The 17,527-nt window shown below is 61.1% G+C and carries 14 protein-coding genes; 4 read left to right on the top strand and 10 right to left on the bottom strand.

The annotated features are described in order from the left end of the window. Positions 1-2: 2 nt before the first annotated feature. From sufC to ACLKMW_RS03040, 3 genes are all read right to left on the bottom strand, one after another. Positions 3-758 (bottom strand): Fe-S cluster assembly ATPase SufC, encoded by a 756-nt coding sequence (gene sufC, locus ACLKMW_RS03050; protein WP_415722904.1) that lies wholly within the window; start codon positions 756-758, stop codon positions 3-5. Between the two features lie 26 nt (positions 759-784). Further along, positions 785-2,305 carry a Fe-S cluster assembly protein SufB gene (gene sufB / locus ACLKMW_RS03045; protein ID WP_415722903.1) on the bottom strand — a complete coding sequence of 507 codons (1,521 nt, stop codon included), beginning with the start codon at positions 2,303-2,305 and terminating at the stop codon, positions 785-787. Between the two features lie 190 nt (positions 2,306-2,495). Next, positions 2,496-3,659 carry a cysteine desulfurase family protein gene (locus ACLKMW_RS03040; protein WP_415722902.1) on the bottom strand — a complete coding sequence of 388 codons (1,164 nt, stop codon included), beginning with the start codon at positions 3,657-3,659 and terminating at the stop codon, positions 2,496-2,498. 228 nt (positions 3,660-3,887) lie between these two features. On the opposite strand from ACLKMW_RS03040, the gene ACLKMW_RS03035 reads away from it, so the two are divergent. Continuing rightward, positions 3,888-4,562 (top strand): alpha/beta hydrolase, encoded by a 675-nt coding sequence (locus ACLKMW_RS03035; protein ID WP_415722901.1) that lies wholly within the window; start codon positions 3,888-3,890, stop codon positions 4,560-4,562. A gap of 10 nt (positions 4,563-4,572) precedes the next feature. On the opposite strand, the gene ACLKMW_RS03030 is transcribed toward ACLKMW_RS03035, so the two are convergent. Next, positions 4,573-5,700: an anhydro-N-acetylmuramic acid kinase gene (locus ACLKMW_RS03030; RefSeq protein WP_415722900.1), complete on the bottom strand. Its 1,128-nt coding sequence runs from the start codon at positions 5,698-5,700 to the stop codon at positions 4,573-4,575. A 103-nt stretch (positions 5,701-5,803) separates the two neighbouring features. On the opposite strand from ACLKMW_RS03030, the gene tyrS reads away from it, so the two are divergent. After that, a complete protein-coding gene (gene tyrS, locus ACLKMW_RS03025) occupies positions 5,804-7,057 on the top strand; it encodes a tyrosine--tRNA ligase (protein WP_415722899.1) in 1,254 nt (417 codons plus the stop codon). A gap of 58 nt (positions 7,058-7,115) precedes the next feature. Here the strand turns inward: tyrS and ACLKMW_RS03020 are convergent, their stop codons facing one another. Next, complete coding sequence (locus ACLKMW_RS03020) at positions 7,116-10,532, bottom strand: YhdP family protein (RefSeq protein ID WP_415722898.1); 3,417 nt, start codon at positions 10,530-10,532, stop codon at positions 7,116-7,118. Between the two features lie 95 nt (positions 10,533-10,627). Here ACLKMW_RS03020 and ACLKMW_RS03015 point away from each other — a divergent pair, with 95 nt between their 5' ends. Next, the gene (locus tag ACLKMW_RS03015; protein ID WP_415723179.1) at positions 10,628-11,095 is read left to right on the top strand and encodes a peroxiredoxin; all 468 of its coding nucleotides are present in this window, start codon (positions 10,628-10,630) and stop codon (positions 11,093-11,095) included. 289 nt (positions 11,096-11,384) lie between these two features. After that, positions 11,385-12,671 (top strand): peptidoglycan DD-metalloendopeptidase family protein, encoded by a 1,287-nt coding sequence (locus ACLKMW_RS03010; protein WP_415722897.1) that lies wholly within the window; start codon positions 11,385-11,387, stop codon positions 12,669-12,671. Positions 12,672-12,701: 30 nt separating this feature from the next. On the opposite strand, the gene ACLKMW_RS03005 is transcribed toward ACLKMW_RS03010, so the two are convergent. Genes ACLKMW_RS03005 through ACLKMW_RS02985 form a run of 5 tightly spaced genes read right to left on the bottom strand, consistent with a single transcriptional unit; the run spans position 12,702 to position 17,402 of the window. Continuing rightward, the gene (locus ACLKMW_RS03005) at positions 12,702-13,556 is read right to left on the bottom strand and encodes a D-amino-acid transaminase (protein ID WP_415722896.1); all 855 of its coding nucleotides are present in this window, start codon (positions 13,554-13,556) and stop codon (positions 12,702-12,704) included. 60 nt (positions 13,557-13,616) lie between these two features. Then, positions 13,617-14,885, bottom strand: a complete 1,269-nt coding sequence (locus ACLKMW_RS03000; RefSeq protein ID WP_415722895.1) for a branched-chain amino acid ABC transporter permease — start codon at positions 14,883-14,885, stop codon at positions 13,617-13,619. Then, complete coding sequence (locus ACLKMW_RS02995) at positions 14,885-15,907, bottom strand: branched-chain amino acid ABC transporter permease (protein ID WP_415722894.1); 1,023 nt, start codon at positions 15,905-15,907, stop codon at positions 14,885-14,887. Before ACLKMW_RS02995 ends, ACLKMW_RS03000 begins: the two co-directional genes overlap by 1 nt. Further along, entirely contained in the window at positions 15,907-16,623 is a 717-nt protein-coding gene (locus tag ACLKMW_RS02990) for an ABC transporter ATP-binding protein (protein WP_415722893.1), read from the bottom strand. Before ACLKMW_RS02990 ends, ACLKMW_RS02995 begins: the two co-directional genes overlap by 1 nt. After that, complete coding sequence (locus tag ACLKMW_RS02985; RefSeq protein WP_415722892.1) at positions 16,620-17,402, bottom strand: ABC transporter ATP-binding protein; 783 nt, start codon at positions 17,400-17,402, stop codon at positions 16,620-16,622. The genes ACLKMW_RS02990 and ACLKMW_RS02985 overlap by 4 nt, the downstream gene beginning before the upstream one ends. Positions 17,403-17,527 lie beyond the last annotated feature (125 nt).

The following is a 17,527-nucleotide window of genomic DNA, read 5'->3' as shown; positions in this document are numbered from 1 at the left end:
ACCTATGCCGCTTCTTCGATGATCCCGGCGTAGCCGTTCTCTTCCAATTCGAACGCCAACGATTTGTCGCCGGATTTGATGACCTGGCCACGATGAAGCACATGGACCGAATCCGGCACGATGTGCTGAAGCAGACGTTGATAGTGGGTGATGACAATGATCGACCTGTCGGGCGAGCGCAACGAATTGACGCCGTCGGAGACGATCTTCAGCGCGTCGATGTCCAGACCGGAGTCGGTCTCGTCGAGCACGCACAGCTTCGGCTCAAGCAGCTTCATCTGCAGGATTTCGGCACGCTTTTTCTCGCCGCCCGAAAACCCGACATTGAGCGGCCGCTTCAGCATGGCCATTTCGATGTCAAGCGCGCCGGCCGCTTCCTTGACCCGCTTCAGCAGATCGGGAACCTTGAGCGGCTCTTCGCCGCGCGCCTTGCGCTGCGAATTGATCGCTACCTTCAGGAATTCCATGGTGGCGACGCCGGGTATCTCCATGGGATACTGGAATGCCAGGAAAATGCCGGCCGCCGCGCGTTCGGACGGGTCCATTTCCAGGATCGACTCGCCATTATAGAGAATGTCGCCTTCCGTTACCTCGTAGTCCGGCCGACCGGCGAGGATATAGGACAGCGTCGACTTGCCCGACCCGTTCGGCCCCATGATGGCGGCGACTTCGCCGTCCTTAACGGTCAGGTTCAAGCCACGGATGATCTCGGTGCCGGTTTCGGCGATGCGGGCATGCAGGTTCTTGATCTCGATCATATTCTTGTTCTTCCTAAAATCTCTGGTCAGCCGACCGAACCTTCGAGGCTGATGCCGATCAGCTTCTGGGCTTCAACCGCGAACTCCATCGGCAGTTCCTGGATGACGTCCTTGACGAAGCCGTTGACGATCAGCGCGATCGCCTCTTCCTCGGGAATGCCGCGCTGCATGACGTAGAACTTCTGGTCTTCGGAAATCTTCGAGGTCGTCGCCTCATGCTCGAATTGCGCGGTGGCGTTCTTCGCCTCCATGTAGGGCACGGTGTGCGCGCCGCACCGATCACCGATCAGCAGGCTGTCGCAGTTGGTGAAGTTGCGGGCGTTCTCCGCCTTGCGGTGAGCCGAAACCTGGCCGCGATAGGTGTTCTGCGAAAAACCGGCGGCAATGCCCTTGGAGATGATGCGACTCGTCGTGTTCTTGCCGAGATGGATCATCTTGGTACCGCTGTCGACCTGTTGGTAACCGTTCGACACGGCAATCGAGTAGAACTCGCCGCGCGAATTGTCGCCGCGCAGGATGCAGGACGGGTATTTCCAGGTGATCGCCGAACCGGTTTCGACCTGGGTCCAGGAGATCTTCGAATTCTTGCCGCGGCAGTCGCCACGCTTGGTGACGAAATTGTAGACGCCGCCCTTGCCTTCGGCATCGCCGGGATACCAGTTCTGCACGGTCGAATACTTGATCTCCGCATCATCGAGCGCGATCAGTTCGACAACCGCAGCATGAAGCTGGTTTTCGTCGCGCTGCGGGGCGGTGCAGCCCTCCAGATAGGAAACGTAAGCGCCTTCCTCGGCAATGATGAGGGTGCGCTCGAACTGGCCGGTGCCCTTCTCATTGATGCGGAAATAGGTCGACAACTCCATCGGGCAGCGCACGCCCTTCGGCACGAAGACGAAGGAGCCATCGGTGAACACCGCCGAGTTGAGCGTCGCGTAGAAGTTATCCGACTGCGGCACCACGGTGCCAAGATATTTTTTCACCAGTTCCGGATGCTCGCGAATGGCCTCCGAAATGGAGCAGAAGATCACGCCGGCCTGTGCCAGCTCCTTCTTGAAGGTGGTGACGACTGAGACGGAATCGAACACCGCGTCGACCGCGACGCGGCCCGACTTGTAGACGTTGTCGCTCGCCTCAAGCTCCTCGCCATCGGCCGGCTTCTTCTGGACGCCGGCAAGGATTTCCTGCTCCTTGAGCGGAATGCCGAGCTTTTCATAGACCCGCAGCAGTTCCGGATCGACTTCGTCGAGCGATGTCGGTCCGGGCGTGCTTTTCGGCGCGGCATAGTAATGGATGTCCTGGAAATCGATCTTCGGATATTCGACGCGCGCCCAGGTCGGCTCCTCCATGGTCTGCCAGCGACGGAACGCTTCAAGACGCCACTCAAGCATCCATTCGGGCTCGTCCTTCTTGGCCGAAATAAGCCGAATGATCTCCTCGTCCAGGCCCTTGGGGGCCTTGTCCATTTCGATTTCGGTCTGGAATCCGTATTTGTATTGGTCGACGTCGATCTTGCGGACCCGATCGATCGTTTCCTGCACAGCAGGCATCAGCGTTCTCCATCCTCGCCGGGGTCAAGGCCCGGCAGTTTTCAAACTATGGCACCGCCCGAGGCGATCCATGGCGGCGTAAGCTCCATATAGTGTGTCCTGTCCGGAAGTTCATCCGTCAGAAGTGCCTGCGGCACTCCAGCACACACCGGCTTGTTGGCCCAATGGAGCCAAATTCAGTCTTCTGCCCTCAGGCAGCTTTCGTCTTTTGCGCCCGCCGCGCCAAAATCGCGGCCAGTGCGCTCTTGAATTTTTCTATCTCCGCGGGCGTCGTCGAGCGGCCGATCGAAACGCGCAGCGCGCCGTCCGGATTGTCGTATCCCATCGCCTTCAGCACGTGGCTCGGGCCGACTTTCCCGGATGAGCAGGCAGATCCCGCCGAGAGGGCGACACCGGCAAGATCGAACGCGATCTGCGCGGTTTCGGCTTTCACTCCGGGGATAGCGAAAAATACCGTGTTGGCAAGCCGCTCTACCGCCCGGCCGAAAATTTCCACATCGGGCGCAAGCTGACATATGGCGTCTTCGAGCCCATTGCGCAAATTGCGTAGCTGCCCAATTTCGCCAAGCGCCGATAGCGCCTCCCGCGCCGCCGCTCCAAAGCCGGCAATCGCCGCCAGGTTTTCGGTGCCGCCGCGAAAGCCCCGCTCCTGCCCGCCGCCTGTAACGAGCGCCTTCGGCATCATCAGGTCCGACGCGGCGACAAATGCGCCAACACCCTTTGGGCCGCCGATCTTGTGCGCGGACAAGATCATATAATCCGCGTAACCTCGCGCTATATCGAGCGGAATGCGACCCGCGGCCTGCACCGCGTCGACGACAAACACCCCGCCGGCCGCTTTGACAATCGCCGACAGTTCGGCCAGCGGCTGGATGACGCCCGTCTCATTATTGGCGGCATGGATGGCAACGAGCGGCAGGCCCTCGGAGCGGTCATGCGCGGCCAGCGCGCGCTCAAGCGCCGGAAGATCGGCAATGCCGTTCTCGTCAACCCCGATACGAACCACGCGATCGGCGCCGAAACGGCCACCGTTCAAAAGACAGGGATGGTCGGCCTGCGAGACATAGAGCCTCGACATGCGCATCGCCCCCCGGCCCATCTGCCAGTCGGGCGAAAGCAGCGTCGCTGCAGCTTCCGTCGCCCCGGACGTGAAGACGACATGATCATGCCCGGCATTGACCAGCGCTGCGACGTCACGACGCGCCTCCTCGATGATCTTGCGCGCCTGCCGGCCTTCGCTGTGTACGGACGAGGGATTGGCCGCGACTTCAAGTGCGGCAAGCATTGCCCCTCGCGCCGCTGGCAGCAGCGGTGCGCTCGCATTATAATCGAGATAGGCGCGCGATCCGGTCATTTCCGCTCTTTCGGCCGTCTTCGCCGCGACAGAAACAACGCGAACGTTATTTCCTTGAAATTCCAAGGCCAGACGTCCTATTTACCCGTTTTGCCGGCCGGGTGACTAGCCCAGCCAGTTTTGAATGGTTCTAAACTAGTTTCTAAGTAGGTGCCCGCCCGGCGTCAAGGCCAGCGGCGCAATTGTTTACAATTGCAGTCTGCTTTTCGCCAATCGAGTGGAGTTGTCATGCCCGAGGTCATTTTCGCCGGTCCCGCTGGTCGCCTGGAAGGCCGCTATCAGCCGTCGAAGGAAAAGAACGCGCCGATCGCCATCATCCTGCACCCGCATCCACAATTCGGGGGCACGATGAACAACAAGATCGTCTACGACCTCTTCTACATGTTCCAGAAGCGCGATTTCACCACGCTCCGCTTCAATTTCCGCGGCATCGGGCGCAGCCAGGGCGAATTCGATCATGGCACCGGCGAATTGTCGGATGCCGCCGCAGCACTTGACTGGATTCAGTCGCTTCATCCCGATTCCAAGAGTTGCTGGGTCGCCGGCTATTCCTTCGGCGCCTGGATCGGCATGCAGTTGCTGATGCGCCGGCCGGAGATCGAAGGCTTCATCTCGGTCGCGCCTCAGCCCAACACCTATGACTTTTCATTCCTGGCGCCCTGCCCTTCGTCCGGGCTCATCATCCATGGTGACGCCGACAAGGTGGCTCCGGCCAAGGACGTGCAGGGGCTGGTCGACAAGCTGCACACACAAAAGGGCATCACCATCACTCAGAAGACGCTGCCCGGCGCCAACCACTTCTTCACCAACGACGCGCAACTGTTGATCGACGAATGCGCGGATTATCTTGACCGCAGGCTTGCCGGCGAATTGTCCGCTCCGCGGCCAAAGCGCCTGCGCTGAAACCTGCGGCTCAAGGCCGGGCAAGCACACCGCCGGTCACCGCCTCGCGGCACCCGGTTGTGGTGGGAAAAGTAAGCGGAAGGCCCTTAAGCGAACGCACCGCCAGATAGGCCCAGGCTTCGGCCTCGGTCGAATCGCCGTTCAGCCCGGCATCTTCGGCGACGATCACCTCGGCACCCGTTTTTTGCGCGCCCGCCCTGAGATCACCAACGATATGCGGATTCTTTCGCCCGCCGCCGCAGACGATCCAAAGTTTCGGCGGTTGCGGCAGGTGCTCGGCCGATTTCAGTATGGCTCCAGCCGAGACCGCCGCCAGCGTACGCGCGCCATCGGCGAGTTCGAGGCCCTGTACAGGAGCCAGCGTAAAATCGTTGCGGTCCAATGACTTGGGGCCGGATTTTGCGAGGAACGGCGCCTGTAGATAACGTTCAACCACCACCGAAACGATGCGACCTTCGCTGGCGATCGCGCCGTCCGCGTCATAAGGAACGCCGCCCTCGCGTGAGACGAACTGATCGATCAGCGTGTTGCCCGGCCCGGTGTCGAAAGCGATCGGATCGCCTTCTGCCGGCACATAGGTGATGTTGGATATGCCGCCTATATTGACGAACACGACCGGGAATTTCCCGGCGAACCGCTCCGGCAGCGCGGCGGCAAGGGCAGCATGATAGGCTGGCACCAACGGCGCGCCCTGCCCGCCGTGAACCATGTCGTTGGCGCGCATGTCGTAGACCACCGGCAGTTTCAGTTCGCGGGCCAGCAGCGCCCCTTCGCCTAATTGCACCGTCAAGCCGACCAGTGGCCGGTGCAGCACGGTCTGGCCGTGAAAACCGATCACCTCAGGGCTACCCCACTTGCCGACCGCCGGAGAATGCAGAAATTCTTTCACTGCCCGCGCATGCCGCAGCGTGATGTCGCGCTCCAGCGCGGCCAGATCGCCCGGTCGGTCCTGCCGCCGGCGGATGTCCTTGGCAGCCTCCAGCGCCATTTCGATGCGTCGCGCGAACGCCGCATCATAAGGTACGAACAGCGATGGGCCGGCCTCGACAGCAGCGATGCCATCGGTCCTCAGCATGGCGATATCGATGCCGTCCATCGAAGTGCCGCTCATCAAACCGATCGCGCAGATAGGGGCCATGTGCTCGCCGTTCTTGTGATTCCCTGGCATCGGATGCTAAACGCGCCGCAACACACTTGCCATGCTCGCCGCACGCTTCATGGTGATAACGGGAATATGACGAATGTCCGCTTTCAAATCCGACTTCCTGCGCATCATGTCCGAGCGCGGCTTCATTCAGCAGACCTCGGATGATGCCGGCCTCGACAAGCTGTTCGCGACGGAGACGGTAACCGCCTATATCGGCTTCGATCCGACCGCCTCCAGCCTGCATGCCGGCGGCCTCATCCAGATCATGATGCTGCACTGGATGCAGAAAACGGGGCACCGGCCCATGGCCCTGATGGGCGGCGGAACCGGCATGGTCGGCGACCCCTCGTTCAAGGACGAGGCGCGCAAGCTGATGACGCCGCAGACGATCCAGGCGAACATCGACGGCATCAAGAAGGTGTTTTCGAACTATCTTACCTTCGGCGAAGGCCCGCGCGATGCGCTGATGGTCAATAATGCCGACTGGCTGCTGCCGCTGAATTATCTCGAATTCCTGCGCGATGTCGGCCAGCATTTCTCGGTCAACCGCATGCTGTCGTTCGATTCGGTCAAGCAGCGGCTCGACCGCGAGCAATCGCTGTCTTTCCTCGAATTCAACTACATGATTCTGCAGGCCTACGACTTCGTCGAGCTTAACCGGCGCTATGGCGTAAGGCTGCAGATGGGCGGTTCGGATCAATGGGGCAACATCGTCAACGGCATCGATCTCGGCCACCGTCTCGGCACGCCGCAGCTCTATGCGCTGACCTCGCCGCTGCTCACCACCTCGTCCGGCGCCAAGATGGGCAAATCGTTGAATGGCGCGGTCTGGCTCAACGCCGACATGCTGTCGCCCTACGAGTTTTGGCAATACTGGCGCAACACCGAGGACGCCGATGTCGAGCGGTTCCTCAAGCTCTACACGACCCTGCCGCTCGATGAGATCACCCGACTTGGCAAGCTGGGCGGCGCCGAGATCAACGACGCCAAGAAGGTGCTGGCGACTGAGGTAACGGCAATGCTGCACGGACGGGACGCGGCCGAACAGGCCGCCGAAACCGCCCGCAAGACCTTCGAAGAGGGCGCGCTTGCCGAAAGCCTTCCGACAGTCGATCTCGACAGATCGGCGCTGGAAGCCGGGACAGGCATTCTCTCGCTGTTCGTTTCCGCGGGCCTTGCCGCCTCCAACGGCGAGGCGCGCCGCCACATCCAGGGTGGTGGCGTGCGGCTCAACGACCAGAACATCGCCGATGAGCGCCGCATGGTCACGCTTGCCGACCTGACTTCGGAAGGCGTGCTGAAGCTTTCGCTCGGCAAGAAGAAGCACATTCTGGTGCGGCCGAAATAACGGCCGCACCAGCGATTCCGCTCCGAAAACCGCTGCCCGCTTTTTCCTGGAATTGTGCCTACTGGAACTCAAAGATGGACCGGAAGATCCCCGGCGCGATTACCGACAACGGATTGATCTGGAGCACGGGCGACTTGGCCCTGCCCGCAAGCCGATAGGTCACGCCGATGAGGCCGCGATCGCGACCATTGCCCAAAATGGCGCCGAAAATCGGAATCTCGCCGAAAAGGCGATTGAGACCATAGGCCGGCATGAACGTCCCGGTCATGGCCATATTGCCGTTCTGGTCGTAAAGCGTTCCCTGGAATGTCGTGCCGATCAATGGTCCGCGCAACACGCCATTGGCGATCCTCAGATAGCCCTGCCCCTTTTCGATTTGCGCGGAGCCGCGCTCGAACTGAACCCGCGACGTATCGATTTCCTTGCGCACTGCCTGATTGAGGCTGCGATTGTCGCCCGGCGGCGTGGTTGAAACGATCGAGGCAAGTTTCGGCTCGTTGACGATCCAGAAATTCCTGGCATCGATCCTGCCGACCATTGGACCATCGCCCTCGGCGGCCAGCGCCGCCCCGATCTGACCGCCCTCCATATGCTGGTAGATGTTCAGGAAGCGCAGGATGGCGCCGGCATCCGCCGACCGCAATTTCAGGCTGCGCCGACCGCCTTCGGAGGCACTGCTGGCGGTTATGGCAGCGCCCGAACCGGACACGGCGCTGATCTGGAGGCCGTTTACCCTCGATCCCGTCGCATCATATCTGAGCGCCGCATCGGACAGGGTTTCGCCATTGAAGCCCCTGATGGACTTGACGTTCAAATCTATGGAGACGGCGGCAGTTTGTGTCGATTTGGCCGCCGCGCCGATCTCGGAGGTGTACTGCTTGATCAGGGAGCGGGCGTCCATGCCCTTGCCGCTTACCTTGACGGAAAACTTCTTGCCCGACCGCTTGATCGAGACGGCTACATCGTCGCCGCGATTGAGCCTGACTTTGGCGAAGCGCGCCGAGGCCAACTGCCCCTGCTCCAGCGTGACATCGCCACCTATTGAGAATGACTCGCCTTCCAGTTTGAAGTCGGAGAGTGTCGAGACCCCATCGGCCTTCTGAAGCACGAAAGCGATATCGGCTTTTATTCCGCGCCCCTTCGACCAGCCGACCCACGGAATGTCGAGCCTGGCTCCCGTGAGATCGGCGCTGACCTCCTGCCTGTCCTTCCTCGCGACATCCAGATCCACCTTCACGGTGCCCGATATCAGCGACGCAAGGCCGGGAATGAGCGTCTCTCGCGTCTTGTCGTCCAGAATGAGCCGAACCTTGCGCTCCCGCTCCGGGCCGCCGGTCCGCAACGGCTCAACCAGCGAAATCTCCGCAGGTATGCCGTTCAAATCGGCTTTCGCCTCTATCAGAGCCTGCTCCGGCTCTATAGTGATCGTGCCGTCGGCCTCGCTGATCTTCTGACCATCCATGGGCTTGGCCAGCGTCAGGCCCTCATAGTCAAGCACCACGCGCCATCCGAGCTTTCCTGCATCGACCCCCTTTTGGAGTGGAACGTCGGCCTTTACATTACCGCGCACCTTTCCGCTGAAATCATCAGGGGCCAGCGGCACATGGCGCATCGCATTGATCGGTTCGTATGAGGCGAGTTCCGTAATCGCCGCCGCATCGCCCTCGACATCCATATCCAGCGTACCGATCAATGGCTTACGATTTGCCTTTTCGATGCGCAGCGTGCCGTTGCTGGCGGCGACGCTGCGGCCGCTCTGCATGTAGACGGTGCCTGAGGAAAGCGAGATATCGACCTCGTTGCCGCGAAAATCGACAGCGCCCATCGCATCACGCACCGGCGGCATGAGACCCGCCGTATCGAAACGCGTACCCTCTATCTGAAAATGTCCGGAAACCTCCTCTGTCGTCAGCGGAATGCCGTTTCCAAGCCGCCCCGGCGGAACCCGGAATTGCACGCGGCCTTCAGCCACGCGACCACCGAACAGATGCTCGAGCACCCATTTCCTGGCGCCTCGGGCGGCGAACCACGGCCACAACTGCTTGGCGTGGGAGACCTCCATTGAAGTGACGGTGACGGCGAGGGCTATGCCAGGCGCCTCGCCCGGCGCAAACTCCACCGAACCGGTGCCAAGCGCGGTACCGGACCCGCTTTTGATCGCAATTTCATCGGCGGTCAGTCGATTGGCCTCGGGATTGTAGGTGCCGCTGACGCGCGCCAGAAAATCGAGAGTGGGCTCCGGCGAATCCGCGGGCGCCAACGTTGTATCCGTGCTGACGAGTTCATACCGATAGACGGGAATCTCATCCGGCTTGCCGCTGCCGGGCCTCGGCCCGACCGCGCCATTGAACTCCAGGCTGCTGCGCCCGGTCACCACACGCAAGCTGTCGATTTCGACCTTGTTGGAGCCGCCCAGCAAAGTGGCCTGAAGCGCAATGCTTCCGTGAAACGCATCCTTTTTGCCGAGATCGATCACCGAATCGTCGAGACGCAGAGCGACACCCAGCCGCGCAGGATCGTCGCCCGAACCCTCCGCCCCGGCGATAGAGAGCTCGAAGGGACCGAGCCTGTTTTCGTCGCCCGGCTCTGCCGCTTCACCGGTGCTCGAGACTGCCACCTCGGGCGGCGCCTCGCTTCCCATGACGAGATCGAGCGCCGTCACCCGGCGCAAAACAGCGTCGCGCGCTGCCGTTCCCTCTATCGACAGCGCCCGGCCGTCGATCTCGACCTTTGCATCCACCGCAAGCTTGCCCGGCTCTGCGCTGGTCAAGGCGGCGGTCATGACGTGCAGCAAGCGCAGGCGCCCATCCTCCGGAAGCACGATTTCGACATTTTCGAGCTCGATCTCGTCGGTCGACCCTGCCCGCAGCCAATCCAGCGCATTGTGAACCTGATCGAATACGACCTGCGAAACCTTGTCTGGGTCGATCAGGCCCACTTCGTTCTGAAGGGTTTTTGTCCAGTCGCCGCGATCGGCCGGCGGCATCGCCGCTGTCGTGATCCGCGCGTCGTAGATTTTTGCGCTACCGAGCCGCAGATTGCCCGTCAGAAGCGGCAGGAACCGAACCCCGAACCTGACGACGCCTGCCTTGACGATCGGAGTGCCATCGGCTGCGTCGAGGCTGACGTCACGCACCTCGACCGCGAGCAGGCGCGAGCCATCCACCGACATGGAGGCCGATCCCATGGTCGCGCCGATATCGACCCCGACCGCCGCCGTGATCGCCTTCTCGGCCTCCGAGCGCAGCCGCTCTGTGCCCAAGCCGGAATTTGCCACCAGCAGGACGACCAGCGCACAGAGCCCCGCCACCCCCGCCAAGATGGCAAAGGTCGCGGCAACGGCTTCAACAATGCGCCGTCCGAAAGGTCGTTTTTTCTTGGAGTCACGTTCCCCTGCCGACGGAAAGGCATCAAGATCTACGATCTCGGTGCGTCGGAACCGTACCTTTTCGTGTTTTGGTATGTCGTGATCCACACGATATCCCGTCGCAGCACTTCTTTCGGGGACGAATCCTCGAATAACAATATATATCCGAAGCTCACCTCATGACGACAAACAAGGGCACCTATATGGCTGAACTCGAAGCGGGGCAAACCGCGCCAAATTTCAATCTGCCGCGCGATGGCGGGGGTTCCATGGCACTTGCCGATCTCAGCGGCAGGAAGGTCGTGCTCTACTTCTACCCCAAGGACGATACCAGCGGCTGCACCGCTGAATCCATCGACTTTTCTGCACTGAAGCCTGAGTTCGAGACGGCAGGTGCAATTGTCATCGGCATGTCGCCGGACAGCGTCAAAAGCCACGACAAGTTCAAGGCCAAGCATGGTCTCGCCGTCGATCTGGTCGCCGACGAAGAACGCAAGACGCTCGAGGCCTATGGCGTCTGGGTGGAGAAAAGCATGTACGGGCGCAAATATATGGGTGTCGAACGCTCGACGTTCCTGATCGACGCCGATGGCAAGATCGCCAGAATCTGGCGCAAGGTGAAGGTGCCCGGTCACGCGCAAGCGGTGCTGGAGGCGGTGCGCGCCCTTTGAGGCGCTCTCCTCAATCGGGAACGCTTTGGGCGCTAAGGCATTTCAACTCCGAAGGAAATCACCAAGGAGAAGACCATGCTGCGTGGTGTATTACTCTGGTTGCTGGGCGTGCCGATCCCCATCATCATCCTGCTCTGGCTGTTCCTGGACTGAGGGAACAGTTCGTTTTCGCATCTTCGCTCCCCTACCGTCTCGTTGTTCTACGGGCTCAACCGGATTCAAAGCTTTGTTAACCCTAACAGTGTGTAATCGCCCTCATTGGTGATTGACTTGGGGTGAGTTCGGTCCCGTGAAAAAATCTGGGGAAGCCACGGTATTCGGCAAACGCCGAGAACCGCACACGATCATCATCGCTCGCGGCAATGACATACGCCATTTTACCATCCGGCCATGGGCCGCGGCCTTTGTGGGCTCGGTGCTGGCTGCCGCGGCGATCGGCTATCTGCTCGCCACTTCCTATCTGGTGTTGCGCGACGATCTGATCGGCGCGACGACAGCGCGGCAGGCCCGCATGCAGCAGGCCTACGAGGACCGCATCTCGGCGCTGCGCGCGCAGGTGGACCGCATCACCAGCCGCCAGTTGCTCGACCAGCAGATCATGGAAACCAAGGTCAGCGAATTGATCGAACGCCAGGCCAAGCTTTCCGAGCGCCATGGCCGGCTGGAACCGCTGCTTGGCACTGGCAATGCCGCGGCCGCCTTGCCGGAAACGATTTCGCCGCCGGTGGGCAAGCCGGAAATCCGTGCGAGCCTCTTCGATGGCGAAACGGCAACACCCCTGCTCGAGCTGGCATATGCCGCAGCGAGCACAAGCTCGGCAAATCCGTTTGCACTCTGGACCACACGCGACACCGCGCAGCCAACACAATCCTCGGCCGACCATGCCGACAGGCTTTTCGTCGCGATAAACAAGTCGCTGCGCACGATCGAGAGCGAGCAAATGGCACGCATCGAGGCGCTTGCCGACAATGCCTACCAGACGGCCGACGCGATTTCAGACGCCCTGCAAACCGCCGGCCTGCCGGTCGATGAGGATTTCGGTCAAGGTGGCGTGGGTGGACCGCTGATTGCCGTCGACGATCCGAGCAAGTTCGACACCAAGGTCAAGGAACTCGACGAAGCGCTCGATACTCTGGACAAGATGAAGAAGGCGGCGCGCCGCCTGCCGCTCGCCAATCCGGCGCCCGGTCACTCGATTTCCAGCACCTTCGGCATGCGCAAGGACCCGCTTCTCGGCTCGCCTGCCTTACACTCGGGAATGGATTTTCGCGCCCCCACCGGCATCGATGCACGCGCGACGGCAGCGGGAACGGTGGTAAAGGCCGGGTGGCATGGCGGCTATGGCCGGATGATCGAGGTTGATCATGGCGGCGGTTTCACCACGCGCTACGCTCATTTGAGCAAGATAGAGGTCAAGGAAGGCCAGAAGGTCGGCATCGGCCAGGTCCTCGGGAAAGTCGGAAGCAGCGGACGTTCGACCGGGCCGCACCTTCACTATGAAGTCCGGCAGAACGGTCATCCCATAAATCCGCTCAGACTGCTGACACTCGGAAAGACCATCAGTCAGTTTCTGTAAGCGCGACCATGATCGGCCGGCACGTTAAAGCTAGATTGCGGCCTTCAGGCTTGTCTCGACATAGATCTGGCGAAGCCCGTTCGCCACCGGTCCCGGCTGACCTTCCCCCAGCGACACACCGTCAATTTCCACCACCGGGCAAACGAAACCTGTCGCCGAGGTCGTGAACGCCTCGCGCGCCTCCAGCGCTTCCGCAATCGTGAACGGCCGCTCCTCGACCTTCATCTGAAGGGTGCGCGCGCATTCGAGCACTGCCGCGCGGGTGATGCCGGCCAATATGTCGCTTGAAAGATCGCGCGTGACGATCGTGCCGTCCCGCGTCACGATATAAGCGTTGTTGGACGTGCCTTCGGTGACGTGGCCGTCCTGCACCAGCCAGGCATCGTCGACGCCCTTTTCCTGCGCGATCATCTTGGCCATCGACGGATAGAGCAGTTGCACGGTCTTGATGTCGCGCCTGCCCCATCTGAGATCCTCCACCGACACGACCCTTGCGCCGCGTTTCGCCAACGGGCTGTCGACGATCGATTTCGACTGGGTGAACAGGACCAGAGTCTGCGGCGTGGCGCTCGGATAAAGGAAGTCGCGGTCGGCGACGCCGCGTGTGATCTGGAGATAGACAAGGCCTTCGATGACGGCGTTGCGCGAAACAAGTTCGCGATGGATCGCCAGAAGTTCGTCCTCCGGCAGCGGCATCGCCATCTGCAATTCTCCAAGCGAGCGCTTGAGCCGTCGCATATGACCATCAAAGTCGATCAGCTTTCCGCCGAGCACCGAGGTCACTTCGTATACGCCGTCGGCGAACAGGAAACCCCGGTCGAAAACGGAGATTTTGGCATCGCCTTCGGCAACGTAGTCGCCATTCACATAGACCGTGCGCGCCATCGGTTTACTGTCCTTTCTGCCGTGCGCCCGATCATCCTGTTTCGCAGGCGCTTCCTGCAATCACTCGTACTTTATGACCTCTTCGGGGAGCAGCCCCTTGGGCGCAAAACGCAGCACGAGAATGATCGTCAGACCAATCACGAACACACGCATCTGCAGCGCACGTGTCGCGAGATCGTCAGGCGGGGCAATGCCGAAAGCCTGCTGTATCCATGTGGCGCCGTAGTGGAACCCGATCAGCGCCGCCGGTTCCGACATGGTCCAGATGACATAGACGAGCAATGCGCCGAAAATCGAGCCGAGGTTGTTTCCGGAACCGCCGAGCACGACCATGATCAAAACAAGGAAGGTGTGGTTGATCGGCAGAAATCCAGACGGATCGAAAATGCCACCGAAGGTGATCAGTGCGGCCCCACCGATACCGACAATGAAATTGCCGATCACGAACATTTCCAGAAGCCGCCGATTGACGTTCTTGCCGGTGGCTTCGGCGGCGAGTTCGTTGTCGCGAATGGCGCGCATCATGCGGCCCCACGGGGAGGCCCAGCCACGCTGCAAAAGCACATAGATGATGACGATCAGCACCGCCGTGACCGACAGATAGGCCGAGCGCGCCGCGACGAAGCCGATGTCGCTGGGCGTCGGTACCGGCCATGGCAGTGGCGAGACGGTCAGGGTTCCCCTGGTCAGCCAGTCGGCATTCTTCAGGAAAGCCTTCACGATTTCGGCAATGCCGAGCGTCGCGATCGCCAGATAGTCGGAACGCAGGCCAAGCGTGATACGGCCGATGAACCAGGCGAGGATTGCCGCGAAAAGACCCCCGACCAGCCAGCCCAACCAGACCGGCATGCCGAAGCCGCCAATGAATCCGGAATTCTGTTCGATCAATTCCGCTGCCGGGGTCAATGCCTCTTGCGCCATGAGATAGGTGACGAGCGCAGCCGCGACCGTCAGAACGGTACGGAGCTTCTTCGGCACGCCATAGCGATGGCTGCGGCTCAGGAGCACCGTGACCGCCCCTCCGATCAGGATGATCAGCGCCATGCGCATGAGCATGCCCGGCGCTTCGGATTGCCAGAATACCGGATTGACCGGAAACGAGACCAGCATCGAGCCGAAGGCAGCGATGGCAATGAACCCCATGATGCCCGCATTGAACAGGCCGGCGTAACCCCACTGCACATTCAGCCCAAGCGCCACAATCGCCAGGCAGCTCGCCTCGGTCAGCATCCGCAGCCCATAGGCGTTGCCCTGCCACAGGAAGATCAGCCCGACGATGACGGCCAGGCCGGCAAGCAGGGAAACCGTGCGCAGTTCGACCGCCCGCATCACAGCACCTTTCCTTTGAAGATTCCGTGCGGGCGCCAGATCAGAACGACGACCAGAATGACGAACGGCACCACGATCTTGTACTCGGTAGGCACGAAGGTGATGTTCGTGGGCAACTCCATCCAGTCAGCCACCAGCGGCTTCAGCGGCCGGAGCAGGATCGCCCAGTTGAACACGGCGATCGTCTCGGTATAGCCGACGATCAAACCGCCGACGATCGCGCCATAAGGCTGACCGATACCGCCGACGATGATGGCGGCCACGATGGGAAAAAGCAGATTGAAGCTCAAATCCGGCTTGAGGCTCACATCCATGGACAGGAGCGTTCCGCCCGCCGCCGCGAGGCTACCGGCGATGATCCAGGTCGTGCGTACGACATGCGCGGTGCCTATGCCCGAAATACGCGCGAGGTCGGCATTGTCCGACATTGCGCGCATCGCCTTGCCGGTGCGCGAACGGGTGAGGAACAGGTGAAGTGCCACAATGGCCAGGACAGTAAAGACGATCAAAAGCACCTGCGGCTCGGTGATGACGATGTCCCTGCCCCCGACGGGTATCCGATAGATATCCTTTGCCGTCACATACATCTGGCGGGGCGCGGTTCCGAAGAACAGGCGGATCAGCCCCTGCAGCATCAGCGCGACGCCGAATGAAGCGATAACAAGCGTGATCGGCTTGGGATTGGTCTTGCGCAGCGGCGCGTAGAAGCCCTTGTCGAGCAGAATGGTGATGAATGCCGTGACCGCCATGGCAATCGGCAGCACGACAAATGCGGTCGGCAAGCCGACGGGTGCCCCCAGCCACGGCATCGCCATCGTCAGCACGAAGGCGACGAAAGCCCCGAGTGTCATCAGGTCGCCATGGGCGAAGTTGGCGAAGCGTAGGATGCCCCAGACCAGGGTCATTCCCACCGCCCCGAGCGCGTAGACCGAGCCGATGATAAGACCCGAAATGACCACCTTGTTGATGAAGAAAACGAGTTCGTTGATCGGCAATGCCGACAGCAGGCCTACTTCTTCCATCAGTGTTTTGCCCCGCCGCCGAGGAAGCTCTCGGCCACCTCCGGATTGTCGAGCAACGCCTGCCCAGTATCGGTGAAGGAGTTGCGGCCGCTGGCGAGCACGAACCCCTTGTGCGCAATCGCGAGCGCCTGGCGCGCGTTCTGCTCGACCATCAATATGCCGACTCCTGCCTTGTTGATGGCGATGACCCGCTCGAAAATCTCGCCCATGTAGCGCGGCGAGAGCCCTGCCGTCGGCTCGTCCAGCAGAAGCAGCTTCGGCTCCATCATCAGCGCGCGTCCGATCGCCACCATCTGCCGCTGGCCGCCGGAAAGCTCGCCCGCCGGCTGCTTGTGCTTGTCGCGCAGCGGCGGAAAATATTCGAAGATCTTCTCGATCAGATGGCGGAAATCGTCGCGCCGCACATAGGCGCCCATTTCAAGGTTCTCACGAACGCTCATCGTCGGAAAAACGTTGAACTCCTGCGGCACGAAAGACAGCCCGGCGCGTACAAGCGCTTCCGGCTTGGCGTTGGTCACATCCTTGCCGTCGAAGGAGACGCTGCCTTGCGAAACGGTCAGCAGGCCGAACAGCGCCTTCAGCGTGGTGGATTTGCCCGCACCGTTCGGGCCGACGATGACGCCGATCTCGTTGGCTTCGATGCCGATATTGACGCCGTTCAAGATGTTCGCGCCGCCATAGCCGGCGTGAACGTCGCTCATGTTCAGTATGCTCATGATGCGCGCTCCACAGGCGCACCGCCGAAATAAGCCTCGATAACTTCGGGATTCTTGCGTATCTCGGCCATTGGTCCCTGAACCATCACCGCTCCCGCCGCCATGACGATGACCGGATCGCAAAGCCGCGCGATAAGGTCCATGTCGTGCTCGATGACGAAGAAGGTCAGTCCCTTTTCACGATTGAGCGTCTCAACCACCGAGGCGAGATCGTTGAGCAGGGTGCGGTTGACGCCAGCCGCCACTTCGTCGAGCAGTACGACGTTGGGGTCGGCCATCATCACGCGGCCAAGTTCGAGCAGCTTCTTCTGGCCGCCCGAAAGATTGCCGGCCCGCTCGTTGCGAACGTGGGTAAGCCGCAGCACCTTCAGGATTTCTTCGGCCTTGCGCCGTCCGGCAAGTTCGTCACGAACCACCCTGCCACGCCGGAAGCAGGCATCGAAAAGCGATTCCTCGGACTTTCGTCCCGTCACCACCATCAGGTTTTCGAGCGCCGTCAGATTGGAGAATTCCTGCGCGATCTGGAACGTGCGCGACAGGCCGCGCTGGAACAGTTCATGCGCCGGCAGTCCGGTCACGTTCTTGCTATTCAGCCAGATCGTACCGGAGGTCGGCGCGAATGCGCCCGCCACCATGTTGAACATCGTGGTCTTGCCCGCCCCGTTAGGGCCGATCAGGCCGGTGATTGTTCCCTCTTCCACTTTCAGGGAACAGTTATCCACCGCAAGCACATGACCAAAGCGCTTGCTGACATTTCTGACCTCGATGAGCGTGCTCACGCCACCCCCGTTGATTTCTTGGTTCTTGGACGTGCCGCGGGCAGTTTTCCCGGTATCCCCATATCGGGCGCCTTGCACGTCTGCCTGGAAAGAGGTCCGGACGTTGCCGGACCCCTCTCTTGGAT

Source organism: Borborobacter xinjiangensis, assembly GCF_047739745.1.
GTDB lineage: Bacteria > Pseudomonadota > Alphaproteobacteria > Rhizobiales > Rhizobiaceae > Pseudaminobacter.
This window is presented reverse-complemented; position numbering and strand designations above follow the sequence as displayed.